This is a genomic window from Phenylobacterium sp. (genome assembly GCF_965229015.1).
Classification (GTDB): domain Bacteria; phylum Pseudomonadota; class Alphaproteobacteria; order Caulobacterales; family Caulobacteraceae; genus Phenylobacterium.
In genome coordinates this window covers 2,990,474-3,005,848 of the sequence record NZ_CBDDIM010000001.1, presented here as the reverse complement: position 1 = coordinate 3,005,848, position 15,375 = coordinate 2,990,474, and the positions used below count along the sequence as shown (strand labels likewise).

Below are 15,375 nucleotides of genomic sequence, written 5' to 3'. Positions count from 1 at the left end.
CGGCCTAGCTGGCGAGCGCCGTGTGGACTTCCCGGATGTCCTCCAGGGCGCCGACGAAGGCGTCGCGCCAGGCGCTGACGTCCTCGCGGCGGACATTGTCGAACATCATCCGCCAGCGCTCCTTGCGCTCGGCCAGCGGCATGGCCAGGGCCCGCTGCAGGGCGTCGGCGATCTCTTCGGGGCTGTTGGGATTGACGATCAGCGCCTGCTTGAGCTGGTTGGCCGCCCCGGCGAACCGCGACAGGATCAGCACCCCGGGGTTCTCCGGATCCTGGGCGGCGACATACTCCTTGGCCACCAGGTTCATGCCGTCGCGCAGGGGGGTGACCAGGGCCACCCGGGCGGCGCGGTAGACGCCGGCCAGTTCGTCGCGGCGGTAGTTCTTGTTCACGTAGCGGACAGGGTTGCGGTCGATGTCGGCATATTCGCCGTTGATGCGGCCCGACAGGGCGTCCAGCCGCGCGCGGATCTCCTGATAGGCTTCGACCCCCTCGCGGCTCACCGGGGCGATCTGCAGCATCAGCACCTCGCGCACCATCTCCGGATGGGCGGCCAGGAAGTGCTCGAACCCGATGAACCGCTCCTCCAGCCCCTTGGAATAGTCCAGCCGGTCGACGCCGACGATCAGGCTGCGGAAGGCGGTGTGGGCCATCATCACGTCATAGGTGCGCCAGGCCCGGTCGCTCTTGGCCATCTCCGCGAACTCGGCGGCGTCGATGCCGATGGGGAAGGCGCCCACCTTCACCGTGCGGCCGAAGGCCCGCAGGTCGTTGGGGCCCACCGCCGCGCCGCGGGCCTCGGTCAGGACGTATTCCTCGAAGGCCTGGCGGTATTCCGGCGTCTGGAAGCCCACCAGGTCGTAGTCGAACAGCGACTGCACCAGCTTCTGGTGGCCGGGCAGGGTGACCATCAGCTGATGGGCCGGCCAGGGGATGTGCAGGAAGAAGCCGATGCGGTTCTTGATCCCCAGCTTGCGCAGCTCGCGCGCCAGCGGGATCAGGTGGTAGTCGTGCACCCAGATCAGGTCGTCGGGCTGGATCAGCGGCGCCAGGGTCTCGGCGAAGCGCTTGTTAACCCGCTCATAGCCCTCGCCATAGGACCGGTCGTAGGCCGTCAGGTCCTGGCGGTAGTGGAACAGGGGCCACAGGGTCTTGTTGGCGTAGCCGTTGTAGTACTCGTTGAGGTCGGACTCCTCGAGGTCGATGGTGGCCACCGTCACCCCGTCACAGCGCTCGACATTCAGGTGACCGGTGAATTCCGGCGTGGTCTTGCCGCTCCAGCCGAACCACAGGCCGGAATATTCCCGCAGCGCCGCCGACAGGGCCATGGCCAGGCCGCCGACGGTCTCGTCCCCCTTGCCGGTGGGCGGGTTGACCCGGTTGGAGACGACGATCAGCCGGCTCATCGGGCGGCCTCCAGCCAGGCCAGGGCGGCGTCCACGCTGTCCAGCCGCAGGCGCGCGGCGGTGGTCCGGGCGGGGCCTACCAGCACGCCGAAGCCGCCCAGGGCCTGGGCGGCCTTGAAGCCGTCCTCGTCGGTGAGGTCGTCGCCCACGAACACCGGCTTGGCGCCGGCGAAGGGGGGATGGGCCAGGAAGGCGGCCACGCTGTCGCCCTTGGTGGCGCCGGGGGTGCGCAGCTCCCACACCATGTCGCCGGCCTGCAGGGTCAGGCCTGTGGCCGTGGCGATACGCTCGGCCTCCGCGCGGGCGGCGGCGGCCTGATCGGGGGCGCCGCGATAGTGCAGGGTGGCGCTGACCTGCTTGTCCTCCACCAGCAGACCCGGGTGCGCGGCGGCGAAGCGGCGCAGGTCGGACAGGGCCCGCGGCAGGGCGGGATGGGGGATCGCCTGGTCCACCTCGCCGCTGGCGTCTCGGCGCACCAGACCATGGACGGCGGCCACGGCGGGAATCCGGCCCTCGAGGATGCGGTCGACGTCGGCCAGGGTTCGTCCGCTTACGACCGCCAGCCGGCCGCCCAGGGCGCCCAGCAGGGTTTCGAGGATGCCGGTCCGTCGCGGATCGGGGGTGACGTCCTGCGGCCGGGCCGCGATGGGGGCGAGCGTGCCGTCCAGGTCGAGGAACAGGGCCGTGTTCGCCAGGGCCAGGGGCGCCGGCGGCGCGTCAGGTCGGAGGTGGAGTTCGGCGATGGCCATCAAATCCCTAGCCCCAGTCACGCCGACAAAACGCCTGGCGCGGGGGATCGATCCTTTCGTTGCAGCGCTAGAACGAATGAGCAGGGCTTGACGTTGCAGGGGCGAACGCCGCTATGCGCGGTTTGAACCCCCCGGCTCCGCGAAAGGTGACGCGATGGCGAAATCCCCCCTGGCCGACGTGATCGTCCTGTTCGGCGGCACGGGCGACCTGGCCCAGCGGATGCTGTTCCCCTCGCTGTATTTCCTGGACGCCGACGGCTTCCTGCCCGCCGAGTTCCGGATCATCGCCACCGCCCGGGCCGAGATGACCCGCGAGGCCTTCGCCGACCAGGTGCGCGAGACGGTGAAGTCCCGCGCCGGCGGCGTCGACGACAAGGTCTGGAGCCGCTTCGCCCAGCGCCTGGACTATGTGGGCGGCGACGCCACCCAGCCGGCGGGAACCGAGGCCCTGAAGGCCGCCATGGGGCCGGCCAAGACCCCGATCTTCTACCTGGCCCTGTCGCCCAGCCTCTATGGCCGGGTCTGCGGCGCGCTGGGGGCCGCGGGCCTGGGCGGGCCCTCGGCGCGGATCGTGCTGGAAAAGCCCATCGGCCGGGATCTGGAAAGCTCCAAGGTGATCAACGACGCCGTCGGCGCGGTCTTCCCCGAGGAGAGCGTCTTCCGCATCGACCACTATCTCGGCAAGGAGACGGTGCAGAACCTCATCGCCCTGCGCTTCGCCAACACCCTGTTCGAGCCGCTGTGGAACAACCTGACCATCGACCACGTGCAGATCACGGTGGCCGAAACCGACGGGGTGGGGGACCGCTGGCCCTATTACGACGAGTACGGCGCCCTGCGGGACATGGTGCAGAACCACATGCTCCAGCTGCTCTGCCTGGTGGCCATGGAGCCGCCCTCGGACATGGCGCCGGAGTCCCTGCGCAACGAAAAGGTCAAGGTGCTGCGCTCGCTGCGTCCGATCACCCGGGCCGACGTGCAGTCGATCAGCGTGCGGGGCCAGTACACCCCCGGCGTGGTGGGGGGCGCCTCGGCGGCGGGCTACGAGACCGAGCGCGGCCAGGCCAGCAACACCGAGACCTTCGTCGCCCTGCGCGCCGATATCGACAACTGGCGCTGGGCGGGCGTGCCCTTCTTCCTGCGCACCGGCAAGCGCCTGCCCGAGCGGCGCACCCAGATCGCCATCCAGTTCAAGCCCGTGCCCCACTCCATCTTCGGCGACGGGGCCAAGGCCGACCTGGTGGCCAATCGGCTGGTGATCGACCTGCAGCCGGACGAGGACATCGAGCTGACCCTGATGAACCAGGCGCCGGGCCTGACCCACGGCGGCATGCGCCTGCAGTCCCTGCCGCTATCCCTGTCCCTGCTGCGCGCCTATTCCGGCCCCAACGCCCGGCGGCGCATCGCCTATGAGCGGCTGCTGCTGGACGTCATGCACGGCGCCGGCACCCTGTTCGTGCGCCGCGACGAGGTGGAGCAGGCCTGGACCTGGATCGACGGCATCGAGGCCGCCTGGGCCGACAGCGGCATGGCGCCCCGGCCCTATGCGGCGGGCAGCTGGGGCCCCTCGGGCGCCTTCGCCCTCATCGAGCGCTCCGAGCGGGCCTGGTACGACTAGCCGCAGGCCTCCGCTTCCCCCGACCCCAGGTCGATGCGGAAGCAGTGACGTTCGCCGGTCTCGGTGTCGGTGACCATCACCTCGACCTCGCCGTCCTCGTCCGGGGCGGGATGCCAGCGATCGACGAACTCGAAGGCGGCGGTCTCGAAGTCGGGGCCGGTCACGTCGAAGGCGTGCTGGCGACCCTCGGTGGCGGCGCGGGCGGAGAAGTGACGGTCGGGCATGGGCGGCTCCTGAGATGACCTAAACGCCGACGCCGGCGAAAGGATTCACCGGCGCGCCGGTCACCGGACGCTGGTCCAGGGCTTGCTCAGCATGTTGGCGCAGTTGATCAGGCCCACCAGGGAGTAGGTCTGGGGATAGTTGCCCCAGAGCTCCGCCCCGTCGAGGGTGATGTCCTCCGACAGGAGTCCCGCGGCCGTCCGCCGGCCCAGCATCTCCTCGAACAGGTCGCGCGCCTCCTGGGCGCGGCCCGACATGTGCAGCACCTCGATCAGCCAGAAGGTGCAGATGTTGAAGGCGGTCTTGGGCTCGCCGAAGTCGTCGGGCACGGCGTAGCGCAGCATGTAGGGGCCGCGCCGCAGCCCCTCCTCCACCGCCTTGATGGTGGCGGCCATGCGGGGGTCCTCGGGCGCCACGAACCGCACGTCCACAAGCTGCAGCAGGGAGGCGTCCAGCTCGTCGCCGCCGAAGGTGGCGGCGAAGCGGCCGAGCTTCTCGTTCCAGGCGCCCGTCTCGATGGTCTGCCGCACCTTGGCCGCGCGGTTGTTCCAGAAGTCGGCCCGCTCCATCAGGCCCAGTTGCTTGGCCGCATTGCCCAGCCGGTCGCAGGCGGCCCAGCACATGACCGCCGAATAGGTGTGGACGTTCTCGCGGCCGCGGAACTCCCATAGCGAGGCGTCGGGCTTGTCGTGCAGTTCGAAGGCGCGCTCTCCCACCGGCTCCAGGGCGCGGAAGTCCTCCACCGTGGCGGGGCGGAACAGCCGCTGGTCGAAGAAGGCCTGGACGGTGGAGAGCACGATCTGGCCGTAGACGTCGTGCTGCAGGTGTTCGTGGGCCTGGTTGCCGACCCGCACCGGCCCCATGCCGCGATAGCCCGGCAGGTGCTCGGCGAACCGCTCCACCAGGGAGGGCTCCAGCCCCACCCCGTAGAGGGGCTGGACGTGGCCGCCCCTGGCGCTGTCGATGACATTGCGCAGATAGACCAGATAGTTCTCCAGCAGGTCGGCGGCGCCCAGCCGGTTCAGGGCCTGGACCACGTAATAGGCGTCCCGCAGCCAGCAGTAGCGGTAGTCCCAGTTACGCTGGGAGCCCTCGTGCTCGGGGATCGACGTGGTGAGCGCCGCGACGATGGCCCCGGTCTCCTCGTGGGCGCAGAGCTTCAGGGTGATGGCCGCGCGGATCACCGCCTCCTGCCACTCCAGCGGCACGGTCAGGGTGCGAACCCAGGTGCGCCAATAGTGGGTGGTCTCGCTCAGCATCCGCTCGGTGGTGGCCGCCACGTCGGCGTCGAAGCCCTCGTCGGGGCCCAGGAACATCGAGAAGGCTTCCTCCAGCCGGAACAGCCGTTCGTCCTGGATGTGGGAGACCGGCGCCTCGGTGGTCAGTCTCAGGGTCATCTCGCCGCCGACATAGCGCAGATGGTTGGAGCCGGTGGTCACCGCCGCCGGCGCCTCGCCCCAGTTGACCATCGGCCGCATCCGGATGCGGATGCGCGGGACGCCGCTGACGGGCCGCACCCGGCGGATGAAGGCCATGGGCCGGTAGGTGCGGCCGAACTGCCGGTAGCGGGGACAGAAGTCGATGATCTCCACCACCGCCCCGGACTTGTCGGTGATCTCGGTCACCAGGATCGGGGTGTTGCGCAGATAGCTCTGCCGCACGCTGGCCATGTCCTCCACCTCGATGGCCCAGAACCCCTGGTCCTCCGACTTCTCCCCCGACAGCAGGGCGCAGAAGGCCGGATCGCCGTCGACCCGGGGCGCGCAGGCCCAGACAAACCGGCCGCGACGGTCGATCAGGGCGCTGGCGGCGCAATTGCCGATAGGAAAGAGGTCGAGAGTCTGGGTCATATGGGCCGAATCCTCGAGGGTGGTGATCGGTTCGCGGCGCCCGCCGCAGATGCGCCCTGACCACAGGAACGTCTTTTGATAGTCATCGATCTCATGAGCGCAACGCGATTTGGCAGGGAGGCCCGATGATCCGCGCCCGACACGCCCGCATTGTGGCGACCCTCGGTCCCGCCAGCCGCGAGCCCGCCCAGATCCGCGCCCTGGCCGAAGCCGGCGCCGATGTCTTCCGGGTCAATTTCAGCCATGGCGGCCACCGGGACCACGCCCGCACCATCGCCAATGTCCGGGCCGTCGAGGCGCTGGTGGGCCGGCCGCTGGCGGTGCTGGCCGACCTGCAGGGCCCCAAGCTGCGGCTGGGGGAGTTCGCCGACGGCCGGGTGCGGCTGAAGACCGGCCAGAACTTCCGCCTCGACCGCAAGGCCGTCGACGGCGACGCCTCCAGAGTCTGCGTGCCCCACCCCGAGATCTTCGCGGCCCTGAAGCCCGGCGCCGACATCCTGCTGGACGACGGCAAGGTGCGGCTGCGGGTGGAGAAGTGCGGCGCCGATTTCGCCGACACCGTGGTGGTCTCCGGCGAGGCGCTCTCCAATCACAAGGGGCTCAACCTGCCGGGCCTGGCCATCCCGATCCCGGCGCTCACCGCCAAGGACCTGGAGGACCTCAACTTCGCCCTGTCCGAAGGGGTCGACTGGGTGGCGCTCTCCTTCGTCCAGCGGGCCTCGGACATGGCCGAGCTGCGCCAGATCGTGCAGGGCCGCGCCGGGGTCCTGGCCAAGATCGAGAAGCCCGCGGCCCTGGAGGCGCTGGACGAGATCCTGGACCTCTGCGAGGCGGTGATGGTGGCCCGCGGCGACCTGGGGGTGGAGCTGAACCCGGAGGACGTGCCGGTGGTGCAGAAGGCCCTGATCCGCGCGGCCCGCACCCGCGGCATCCCGGTGATCGTCGCCACCCAGATGCTGGAGAGCATGATCAAGTCCCCCAGCCCCACCCGCGCCGAGGCTTCCGACGTGGCCGGCGCGGTCTATGAGGGCGCCGACGCGGTCATGCTCTCGGCGGAGACCGCGGCGGGCGACTATCCGGTGGAGGCGGTGACCATCATGGACCGCATCCTCACCCGGGTGGAGCAGGACCCCCGCTGGCCCGAGCTGATGCGGGCCGAGTATCCCGTGGAGGACGCCGACGCCGACGCCCTGGTGGCCGCGGCCCGCCGGGCCGGGGAGGCGGCGTCCACCGGCTGCCTGGTGGCCTTCACCACCACCGGCCAGACCGCCCTGCGCCTGTCTCGGGAGCGACCCCTGCAGCCGATCCTGGCCCTGACCACCCGCCTGGCCGCGGCCCGGCGCCTGGCCCTGGCCTGGGGCGTGGAGGCCCGGGTGATCGACGAGGTCACCGATCCGGAGGACCTGGTGAGGGTGGCGGTCAACATGGTCACCGACCTGGGTCTGGCGCCCCCCGGCCACCGGGTCCTGATCCTGGCCGGCCTGCCCATGGGCTCGCCCGGAGCGGCCAATATCCTGCGCCTGGCCCACACGCCGATGAAGCGTTAGGCGCATATCGTTCAATCTTGAACGAAATCGGCTCTAGCGGATCTTGACCGGCACGCCCGAGCGGCTGTGGGCGTGGACCGTGACCTTGCCCGAGGACCGCTCGAACAGCAGGTTGACCCGGGCCTCCCCCAGCCTCAGGCCATCGACGGACAGCCGGTCGATGCCGATGGGCAGGCGCGGATCGACGATCTCGATCTCGCCGTCGGCGCCGTTCACGCAAATCCCCAGGCAGGCCTGCAGCATCATGAACACCGAGCCCGCCGCCCAGGCCTGGGGCAGGCAGGCGACCGGATAGTTCACCGGCGGCTCGCCGGCGTTGCGCGGGAAGCCGCAGAACAGTTCGGGCAGCCGCATCTCGAAGCTGGCGGCGGTCTCGAACAGGCCCGAGGTCAGGTTCACCACCCCGTCGCGCTCGCCATAGCGCGACAGGCCCATGGCGCAGACCGCCGTGTCGTGCGGCCAGACCGACCCGTTGTGATAGCTCATCGGGTTGAACCGGGCCTCGCCGGTGGCCAGGGTCCTCAGCCCCCATCCGGACTCGAACCGCGCCGAGAGCAGCTGCTCGGTCACCTTCTGCGCCCGCTCCGGCGAGGGCAGGCCGCAGAACAGCAGGTGGCCCGGATTGGTGGTCCGTGTGCGGCACAGCTCACCGTCGCCGTCGATGGCGATGCCGTAGAACTGCTGGTCCTCCATCCAGAACCGGGCCTCCACCGTTTCGCGGATGTGCTCGGCCCGGGCGCCCCAGCGGTCGTGGCTGTCGTCGTCGCCGCGCAGGCGGGCGAAGCGGGCCATGGCCCGGTAGGCGGAGAAGGCGTAGCCTTGAACCTCCACCAGGGCGATCGGCCCGTCGGGGAAGCGTCCGTCGGCGTGGAAGACGCTGTCCTGGCTGTCCTTCCAGCCCTGGTTGGCCAGGCCGCTCTCCTGGCCCCGGGCATAGTCGATCAGGCCGTCGCCATTGGTGTCGCCGAAGTGCTCCATCCAGGCCGTGGCGGCCATCAGCGCCGGCCACAGGTCGTCGATCAGGGCCATGTCGCCGGTACGTTCGGCATAGGCGCCGGCCAGGGCGACGAACAGCGGGGTAGTGTCGACCCCGCCGTAATAGCGGCCGAAGGGCACCTCGCCGAGGGCCGGCATCTCGCCCTTGCGGGTCTCGTGCATGATCTTGCCGGGCGCGGAGTCGCGGAAGGCCGAGACCTCCTCGGCCTGGTGGGCCGCCAGATAGGTCAGCACGCCCTTGGCGAGGGAGGGTTCGAACCACAGGATCTGCCAGGCGGTGATGATGGCGTCGCGGCCGAAGGCCGTGGAGAACCAGGGGATGCCGGCATAGGGATAGGGGCCGGTCTCCATGCGGGTGGTGAGCAGGGCCAGGTCCGCCCGGGATTTCTCCAGCCATTCGTTGAACAGCCGCCCGGAACTCTTCAGCCGCGCCCCGTGCCGGCGCCGGGCGCGCATGTCCCAGCGGGCGCGGGCCGCCCCGTCCCGGAACCGCTCCCGGCTGGGGATGTGGCCGTCGGTGGCGCCGATCTCCAGATAGAGCTCCAGCTTTCCCTCGGGGGCCAGGGAGTACATGAACTCCGCCCGCTGGGCGCTCAGCCGGCCGGGCGGGTCGGAGAAGGCGATGATGCTGGCCCGCTCCACCTGGTCGAGCCCGACATAGCCGAACCGCACCCGGCGGCCGTCGATCTGCGGCGGCAGCATCTGGCCGCGCCGGGCGCGCTTCATGCCGCGCACCTCGAACATGTCGTGGAAATCGGCCCCGAACTCGATCACCAGGGGCAGCAGCACCACGTCGCGGCTGTAGTTGGTGCAGGAGATCCGCTCATAGAGTCGCTCCTCCCACAGGAAGCGCTTGCGCTCGATGTGCAGCACCCCCGGCGGGCCTACCGGGCCGCCGGGATAGGGCAGGGCCTGGTTGGCGCCGTTGAAGGTGAAGAACACATTGTCCTGGGCGATGGCCGCCGACAGCAGGGACGGCGGCTTGCCCCCCAGCAGCACGCGGAACCGCGACAGGATGCGGGTGTCGTTGTGGAACAGGCCGTCGCCGGACCCCAGGATGTCGCCATAGGAGTCGGCCACCACGAAGGTGTCCTTGTCCTTCAGGGCGTGCAGCCGGTGCGGGGTGCGCGGCTCGACCGACTCGCCCAACTCCACCGGCGCGTCCGGGGCCGGCGCGAGATCGTCCATGTCTTGGTGCCTCAGGCGGTGGCGGCGAAGGCGAAGTCCTGGCTGAGCGGTGCGCCCAGCCGGGCGTAGAGGTCAAGATAACGCCGGGCCATGGCGGTGGCCGAGTACTTCAGTTCGAACTGCTGACGAACCTTGCGGCGATCCAGGTCGCCCAGCCGGCGGACGGCGTCCACCGCCTCGTCGTCGGTGCGCACGATATAGCCGGTCACGCCGTCCTCGATCACCTCGGGCACCGAGCCGCAGGCATAGGCCACCACGGGCGTGCCGCAGGCCATGGCCTCGATCATCACCAGGCCGAAGGGCTCGGGCCAGTCGATGGGGAACAGCAGGGCCCGCGCCCCGCCCAGGAAGGCGGATTTCGCCTCGTCGCCGATCTCGCCGATGAACTCGATCAGCGGCTCCCCCAGGATCAGGGGTTCGATCTTCTCCTGGAAATAGCGCTGGTCGGCGGCGTCCACCTTGGCGGCGATCTTCAGCTTCAGGCCCAGGCGCTTGGCGATGGCGATGGCGCGGTCGGGGCGCTTCTCCGGCGAGATCCGGCCCAGGAAGGCGAGGTAGCCCTCCGAGGCGGGGTGGAAGTCGTAGATGTCGGTGGTCATGCCGTGATGGACCGTGCCGGCCCAGTTGGCGAAGGCGAGCGGCCTGCGCTGGTCGTCGCTGATGGAGACCAGGGGATATTGCGGCCAGCGCCGATAGACCCCGTCCAGGTCCTTGAGGTCGAGCCGGCCGTGCAGGGTGGTGATGGTCTTCTCGGCCATGTCCTCGAAGAAGGGGAAATGGATCATGTCGGTGTGGAAGTGGATGACGTCGAATTCGGCCGCGCGGCGGCGAACCTCCGACAGCATCGACATGTGGGCGGCCAGGTCGGATTTCAGCTGGGCCGGGTCCAGGCGGATGGCCTGGTCGCGCACGACGACCACCTTGGCCTTGGTCCGCGCATCGGCGCTGGCGAACAGGGTGACGTCGTGGCCCAGCTCCACCAGGGCGTCGGTCAGGTGAGAGACCACCCGCTCGGTCCCGCCATAGAACCGCGGGGGAACGGCTTCATACAGAGGCGGAACCTGGGCGATTCTCATGGCGAAATCCTGAACTGGGGGCGAGTCTCCGCAGACGCCGGAGGGGGCCGCGCCTGCAAAGGCATAGCTCCCGAGCTCGCGGGAAAGTTCCGCATCCGAACGCTGTTTTTGCGATCCGTCCGCCTCGCGCCGCGTTATGGGCGGGTATGATCGAGTCCTTCCCCGACGAGACGGCCCTGGCGGCCGCCGCGTGCGCCGCCACCGTGGGCGCCCTGAGCGCAGGCCTCGCGGCGCGCGGTCACGCCAGCCTGATCGGCACCGGCGGCCGCTCGCCGGCGCCGGTCTATGACGCCCTGAGCGTGGCCGGCCTCGATTGGGGGCGGGTGACGGTGAGCCTCTCCGACGACCGGTTCGTCCCCGCCACCTCGCCCGACTCCAATGAGCGCCTGGTCCGTGAGCGCCTGCTGCGGGGCGCCGCCGCGGCGGCCACCTTCCTGCCCCTCCATGCCAGCGTCCCGACCCCGGACGCCGCCGCCGACCTCGCCGAACCCCATCTGCGGGCGCTGGCCCCCTTCGACATGCTGTTCCTCGGCATGGGGGAGGACGGCCATATCGCCTCCCTGATCCCCGGCAGTCCGGTGATGGCGGCCGGTCTCGATCTGACCGGCGACCGCTTCGTGATCGGGGTTCCGGCGGGTGTCGGCTCGCCGCCGATCGCCCGCGTCAGCCTCACCCTGCGCGCCCTGCTGCAGGCCCGCGCCACCCTGGTGCTGATCCGCGGCGCGGTGAAACGCCAGATCGTCGAGGCGGGCTCAGGACTGCCGGTGCACGCCTTCCTCAAACAGGCTAAAGCGCCCGTTCGCGTCCTCTGGACGCCGTGAGTCCTAGGAGCACGTCCATGCATCCGGTCACCGCCGCCGTCACCGCGCGCATCGTGGCGCGCAGCCGCGAAAGCCGCGCCGACTATCTGGCGCGCATGGAGGCCGCCCGCCACGCCGGGCCCGGCCGCGCCAAGCTGTCCTGCGCCAACTGGGCCCACGCCTTCGCCGCCTCCCCCGACGGCGACAAGCAGCGGATGCGCAATCCCAACGCCCCCAACGTGGCCATCGTCTCGGCCTATAACGACATGCTCTCGGCCCACCAGCCGCTGGAGCGCTTCCCCGACATCATCAAGGCCGCCGCCGAGGCGGTGGGCGCCACCGCCCAGTTCGCCGGCGGGGTGCCGGCCATGTGCGACGGCGTCACCCAGGGGCGCCCCGGCATGGAGCTCTCCCTGTTCAGCCGCGACGTGATCGCCATGTCCACCGCCGTGGCCCTGACCCACGACGCCTTCGACGCGGCCCTGATGCTGGGGATCTGCGACAAGATCGTGCCGGGCCTGACCATCGGGGCGCTCGCCTTCGGCCACCTGCCGGTGATCTTCGTCCCCGGCGGTCCCATGACGTCGGGCGCCTCCAACGCCGAGAAGGCCCGGGTGCGCGGCCTCTACGCCGAGGGCAAGGCCACCCGCGACGAGCTGCTGGACATGGAGATGAGGTCCTATCACGGCCCGGGGACCTGCACCTTCTACGGCACCGCCAACTCCAACCAGATGATGATGGAGATGATGGGCCTGCACCTGCCCGGCGCGGCCTTCGTCACTCCCAACACCCCCCTGCGCGACGCCCTGACCGCGGCGGCGCCCCGCCGCGCCATCGAGATCGCCGACGGGACCAACGCCTATGCGCCGATGTCGGCGGTGGTGGACGAGAAGTCGATCGTCAACGCCATCGCGGGCCTGCTGGCCACCGGCGGCTCGACCAACCACACCCTGCACATCGTGGCCATGGCGCGCGCCGCGGGCGTCATCGTCGACTGGAGCGACTTCGACGAGCTCTCCAAGGTCACGCCCCTGCTGGCGCGGGTCTATCCGAACGGCAGCGAGGACGTGAACGCCTTCCACGCCGCCGGGGGCATGGCCTATGTGGTGCGCGAGCTGCTGGACGCGGGCCTGGCCCACGAGGACGTCACCACCATCGCCGGCCCCGGCCTGCGCCGCTACCAGCAGGAGCCCTTCCTGGAGGACGGCAAGCTGGTCTGGCGCGAAGGGCCCACCGCCTCCCTCAATCCCGACATCCTGCGGCCGGCCAACGATCCCTTCCAGCCCGAGGGCGGCATCCGCCTGCTGTCCGGCGGTCTGGGTCGCGCGGTCATCAAGACCTCGGCGGTGAAGGACGAGCACCTGATCGTCGAGGCCCCGGCCATCGTGTTCGAGGACCAGGACGACCTGCTGGAGGCCCACAAGAACGGCGAGCTGAACCGCGATTTCATCGCCGTGGTCCGCTTCCAGGGGCCGCGGTCCAACGGCATGCCCGAGCTCCACAGCCTGACGCCCGTGCTGGGGGTGCTCCTGGACAAGGGGTACAAGGTGGCCCTGGTCACCGACGGCCGGATGTCCGGCGCCTCGGGCAAGGTGCCCGCCGCCATCCACGTCTCGCCGGAGGCCGCCATGGGCGGGCCGCTCGCCTACGTGCGGACCGGCGACCTCATCCGTGTCGACGCACATGCCGGGGTGCTGGAGATCCTGGTCCCCGCCGACGAGCTGGCGGCGCGGCCCGAGGCGCCCAGGCCCGCCGCCGCCTTCGGCTATGGCCGTGAACTCTTCGGCGCCATGCGCCGCGCCGCCGGACCCGCCGAGGCCGGGGCCTGCACCTTGTTCGGGGACGCCGCGTGAAGACCAACTATACCGGCCTGGTGGGCGACGTCGGGGGCACGAACGCGCGCCTGGCCCTGGTGGACGACGCCGGCCATATCCGTCACCCCAAGACCTACGCCGCCGCCGACTTCGGCGCCCTGGGCGAGGTGATCGCCCAGTATCTGGAGACCACCGTCGGCCGCCGCTGTCCGCCGCGCGCCGTCCTGGCGGTGGCCGGCCCGGTGGTGGACGGGGAGATCGAGTTCACCAACCTGGCCTGGCGGATCTCCGAGGGTGAGCTGGTGGGCGCCTTCGCCTTCGAGGGCGCCCAGCTGCTCAACGACTTCGCCGCCCAGGCCCTGGCCGCCCCGGCCCTGGACACCGATGACCTCAAGCCCCTGGGGCCGGTGCTGAAGGGGACGGAGGGGGCGCCCCTCGTCGTGCTGGGTGCGGGCACCGGCTTCGGGGTGGCGGGTCTGGCCCGCTCCGACCGCGGCGACGTCCCCATCGCCACGGAGGGTGGCCACGGGGCCTTCGCCCCCTATGACGAGCTGGAGGCCGAGGTCCTGGCCTGGCTGCGCAGGCGCCATGGCCGGGTCTCCATCGAGCGGGTGCTGTCCGGTCGCGGCATGTTCGAACTCTACAAGGCCCTGGGCGAGATCCGCGGCGTCGAGACCGCCCTGGCCGACGAGAAGGCCGTGTTCGCCGCCGGCCAGGCGGGCGACCCCCTCTGCTCGGAGGCCCTCGACCGCTTCTGCGGCATCCTGGGGTCCGTGGCCGGGGACCTGGCGCTCACCTTCGGCGCCCGCGCCGGGGTCTATGTCTCCGGCGGGATCGCCCCGCGCATGGTCGATCGTCTGAACGGCGGGGAGTTCCGCAGGCGGTTCGAAGACAAGGGGCGGCTTTCCGACTATACGCGCGATATCCCCACCTCCCTGATCGTCCATCCCTACGCGGCTCTGGTAGGGGCGGCCCGGGCGCTGAAACAGTTGGAAGGAAACCGGCTTTGACCCTGCAGGAGATCCTCAAGCTCGCGCCGGTCGTCCCGGTCCTGATCATCGAGGATGAGGCCCACGCCGTGCCGCTCGCCAAGGCCCTGGTGGCTGGCGGGCTCTATGCGCTGGAGGTCACCCTGCGCACGCCGGTCGCCCTGGAATCCATCCGCCGCATCGCCGGCGAGGTCGAGGGCGCGGTGGTCGGCGCCGGCACCATCACCACCGCCTCGGCCCGCCAGTCGGTGGCCGACGCAGGCGCCAGGTTCGGGGTCAGCCCCGGCCTGATCGAAGGCGAGGGCTTCGACGGGCCCGTCCCCCTGCTGCCGGGGATCGCCACGGCGACGGAGCTGATGTGGGGCCTGCGGGCCGGCTACAGCCATTTCAAGCTGTTCCCCGCCAACATCGTCGGCGGCGTCGGCGCCCTGAAGGCCTTCGCCAGCCCCTTCCCCCAGGCCACCTTCTGCCCGACGGGCGGGGTGACCCTGGAGAACGCGCCGGACTATCTGGCCCAGCCTAACGTCATCTGCGTCGGCGGATCGTGGGTCGCGCCCGCGGACGCGGTGCGGGCGGGCGACTGGGGCAAGATCACCGAGCTGGCCCGGGCGGCCTCGCAGCTGGGCAAGAGCGCCTAGCCCAGACCTGTCGTCCCGGTGTCCGCGTGGGGGAAGACCCTGCCCATAGACACCGGTCGTCCGTGAGGCTCGGGGCTTCTATTTCGGCGCTAGGCCTTGTCAGGCGTCTGGTCCGACTTGCGGCCAGATCGGAACTCCCGCCGGCCCTTTTGCTGATCCAGATACTCACCCAGCGCCTTGTCGGGCGACTTGGTCCATCCGCCGACCCGGTCGACGTCATGCCGAGCCGAGCTTTCGACGACGGCGGCTGAGGCTTCATCGAGCTCAGGGATGGCGGCGACGGCCTGGTTGACCTTGCGCCTCACGCTCCGGGCCGCCTGCGCCTTGCGCAGAGGGATGAGCTTTCGCGAGGCCTTGTCGTTCTCGCCATAGCTGTTGCGCCGATCGCTGGCGTAGCTGATCTGCTTCTTCTCCTGGGGAGATTTCGGGGTGGGCGGACGACCTTTCATCCTCTCGATCTAAGCCCGTCCGTTGATTTGGCAA

The 15,375-nt window shown here is 70.4% G+C and carries 13 protein-coding genes; 6 read left to right on the top strand and 7 right to left on the bottom strand.

Features of this window, described 5'->3' with window-relative positions:
- Nucleotides 1-4: 4 nt before the first annotated feature.
- Both otsA and otsB read right to left on the bottom strand, forming a co-directional pair.
- Complete coding sequence (otsA, locus tag ACO06I_RS15100) at nucleotides 5-1,405, bottom strand: alpha,alpha-trehalose-phosphate synthase (UDP-forming) (RefSeq protein ID WP_421933386.1); 1,401 nt, start codon at nucleotides 1,403-1,405, stop codon at nucleotides 5-7.
- Nucleotides 1,402-2,154, bottom strand: coding sequence for a trehalose-phosphatase (gene otsB, locus ACO06I_RS15095; RefSeq protein WP_421933385.1), 753 nt, complete (start codon nucleotides 2,152-2,154; stop codon nucleotides 1,402-1,404). Before otsB ends, otsA begins: the two co-directional genes overlap by 4 nt.
- 154 nt (nucleotides 2,155-2,308) lie before the next feature.
- Here otsB and zwf point away from each other — a divergent pair, with 154 nt between their 5' ends.
- Nucleotides 2,309-3,772 (top strand): glucose-6-phosphate dehydrogenase, encoded by a 1,464-nt coding sequence (zwf, locus tag ACO06I_RS15090; protein WP_421933384.1) that lies wholly within the window; start codon nucleotides 2,309-2,311, stop codon nucleotides 3,770-3,772.
- Here the strand turns inward: zwf and ACO06I_RS15085 are convergent.
- Together ACO06I_RS15085 and ACO06I_RS15080 are read right to left on the bottom strand one after the other, a co-directional pair.
- Complete coding sequence (locus ACO06I_RS15085) at nucleotides 3,769-3,996, bottom strand: DUF5961 family protein (protein ID WP_421933383.1); 228 nt, start codon at nucleotides 3,994-3,996, stop codon at nucleotides 3,769-3,771. The two genes, zwf and ACO06I_RS15085, sit on opposite strands and share 4 nt — an antisense overlap.
- Nucleotides 3,997-4,056: 60 nt before the next feature.
- Complete coding sequence (locus tag ACO06I_RS15080; protein ID WP_421933382.1) at nucleotides 4,057-5,844, bottom strand: glycoside hydrolase family 15 protein; 1,788 nt, start codon at nucleotides 5,842-5,844, stop codon at nucleotides 4,057-4,059.
- A 125-nt stretch (nucleotides 5,845-5,969) separates the two neighbouring features.
- On the opposite strand from ACO06I_RS15080, the gene pyk reads away from it, so the two are divergent.
- Nucleotides 5,970-7,391: a pyruvate kinase gene (pyk, locus tag ACO06I_RS15075; RefSeq protein ID WP_421933381.1), complete on the top strand. Its 1,422-nt coding sequence runs from the start codon at nucleotides 5,970-5,972 to the stop codon at nucleotides 7,389-7,391.
- A gap of 33 nt (nucleotides 7,392-7,424) precedes the next feature.
- On the opposite strand, the gene ACO06I_RS15070 is transcribed toward pyk, so the two are convergent.
- Both ACO06I_RS15070 and ACO06I_RS15065 read right to left on the bottom strand, forming a co-directional pair.
- Nucleotides 7,425-9,575 (bottom strand): glycogen debranching N-terminal domain-containing protein, encoded by a 2,151-nt coding sequence (locus ACO06I_RS15070; protein WP_421933380.1) that lies wholly within the window; start codon nucleotides 9,573-9,575, stop codon nucleotides 7,425-7,427.
- Between the two features lie 11 nt (nucleotides 9,576-9,586).
- Nucleotides 9,587-10,651: a glycosyltransferase family 4 protein gene (locus ACO06I_RS15065; protein WP_421933379.1), complete on the bottom strand. Its 1,065-nt coding sequence runs from the start codon at nucleotides 10,649-10,651 to the stop codon at nucleotides 9,587-9,589.
- A gap of 146 nt (nucleotides 10,652-10,797) precedes the next feature.
- Here ACO06I_RS15065 and pgl point away from each other — a divergent pair, with 146 nt between their 5' ends.
- The 4 genes from pgl to eda are packed head-to-tail and all read left to right on the top strand — an operon-like array spanning nucleotide 10,798 to nucleotide 14,892.
- Nucleotides 10,798-11,472, top strand: a complete 675-nt coding sequence (gene pgl / locus ACO06I_RS15060; RefSeq protein ID WP_421933378.1) for a 6-phosphogluconolactonase — start codon at nucleotides 10,798-10,800, stop codon at nucleotides 11,470-11,472.
- A gap of 17 nt (nucleotides 11,473-11,489) precedes the next feature.
- Entirely contained in the window at nucleotides 11,490-13,304 is a 1,815-nt protein-coding gene (edd, locus tag ACO06I_RS15055) for a phosphogluconate dehydratase (protein ID WP_421933377.1), read from the top strand.
- Nucleotides 13,301-14,275 carry a glucokinase gene (glk, locus tag ACO06I_RS15050; RefSeq protein ID WP_421933376.1) on the top strand — a complete coding sequence of 325 codons (975 nt, stop codon included), beginning with the start codon at nucleotides 13,301-13,303 and terminating at the stop codon, nucleotides 14,273-14,275. The genes edd and glk overlap by 4 nt, the downstream gene beginning before the upstream one ends.
- Nucleotides 14,272-14,892: a bifunctional 4-hydroxy-2-oxoglutarate aldolase/2-dehydro-3-deoxy-phosphogluconate aldolase gene (gene eda / locus ACO06I_RS15045; protein WP_421933375.1), complete on the top strand. Its 621-nt coding sequence runs from the start codon at nucleotides 14,272-14,274 to the stop codon at nucleotides 14,890-14,892. The genes glk and eda overlap by 4 nt, the downstream gene beginning before the upstream one ends.
- 89 nt (nucleotides 14,893-14,981) lie before the next feature.
- Here eda and ACO06I_RS15040 read toward each other — a convergent pair whose 3' ends face one another.
- On the bottom strand, nucleotides 14,982-15,341 hold the full coding sequence (locus tag ACO06I_RS15040) for a hypothetical protein (RefSeq protein ID WP_421933374.1): 360 nt from the start codon (nucleotides 15,339-15,341) through the stop codon (nucleotides 14,982-14,984).
- Nucleotides 15,342-15,375 lie beyond the last annotated feature (34 nt).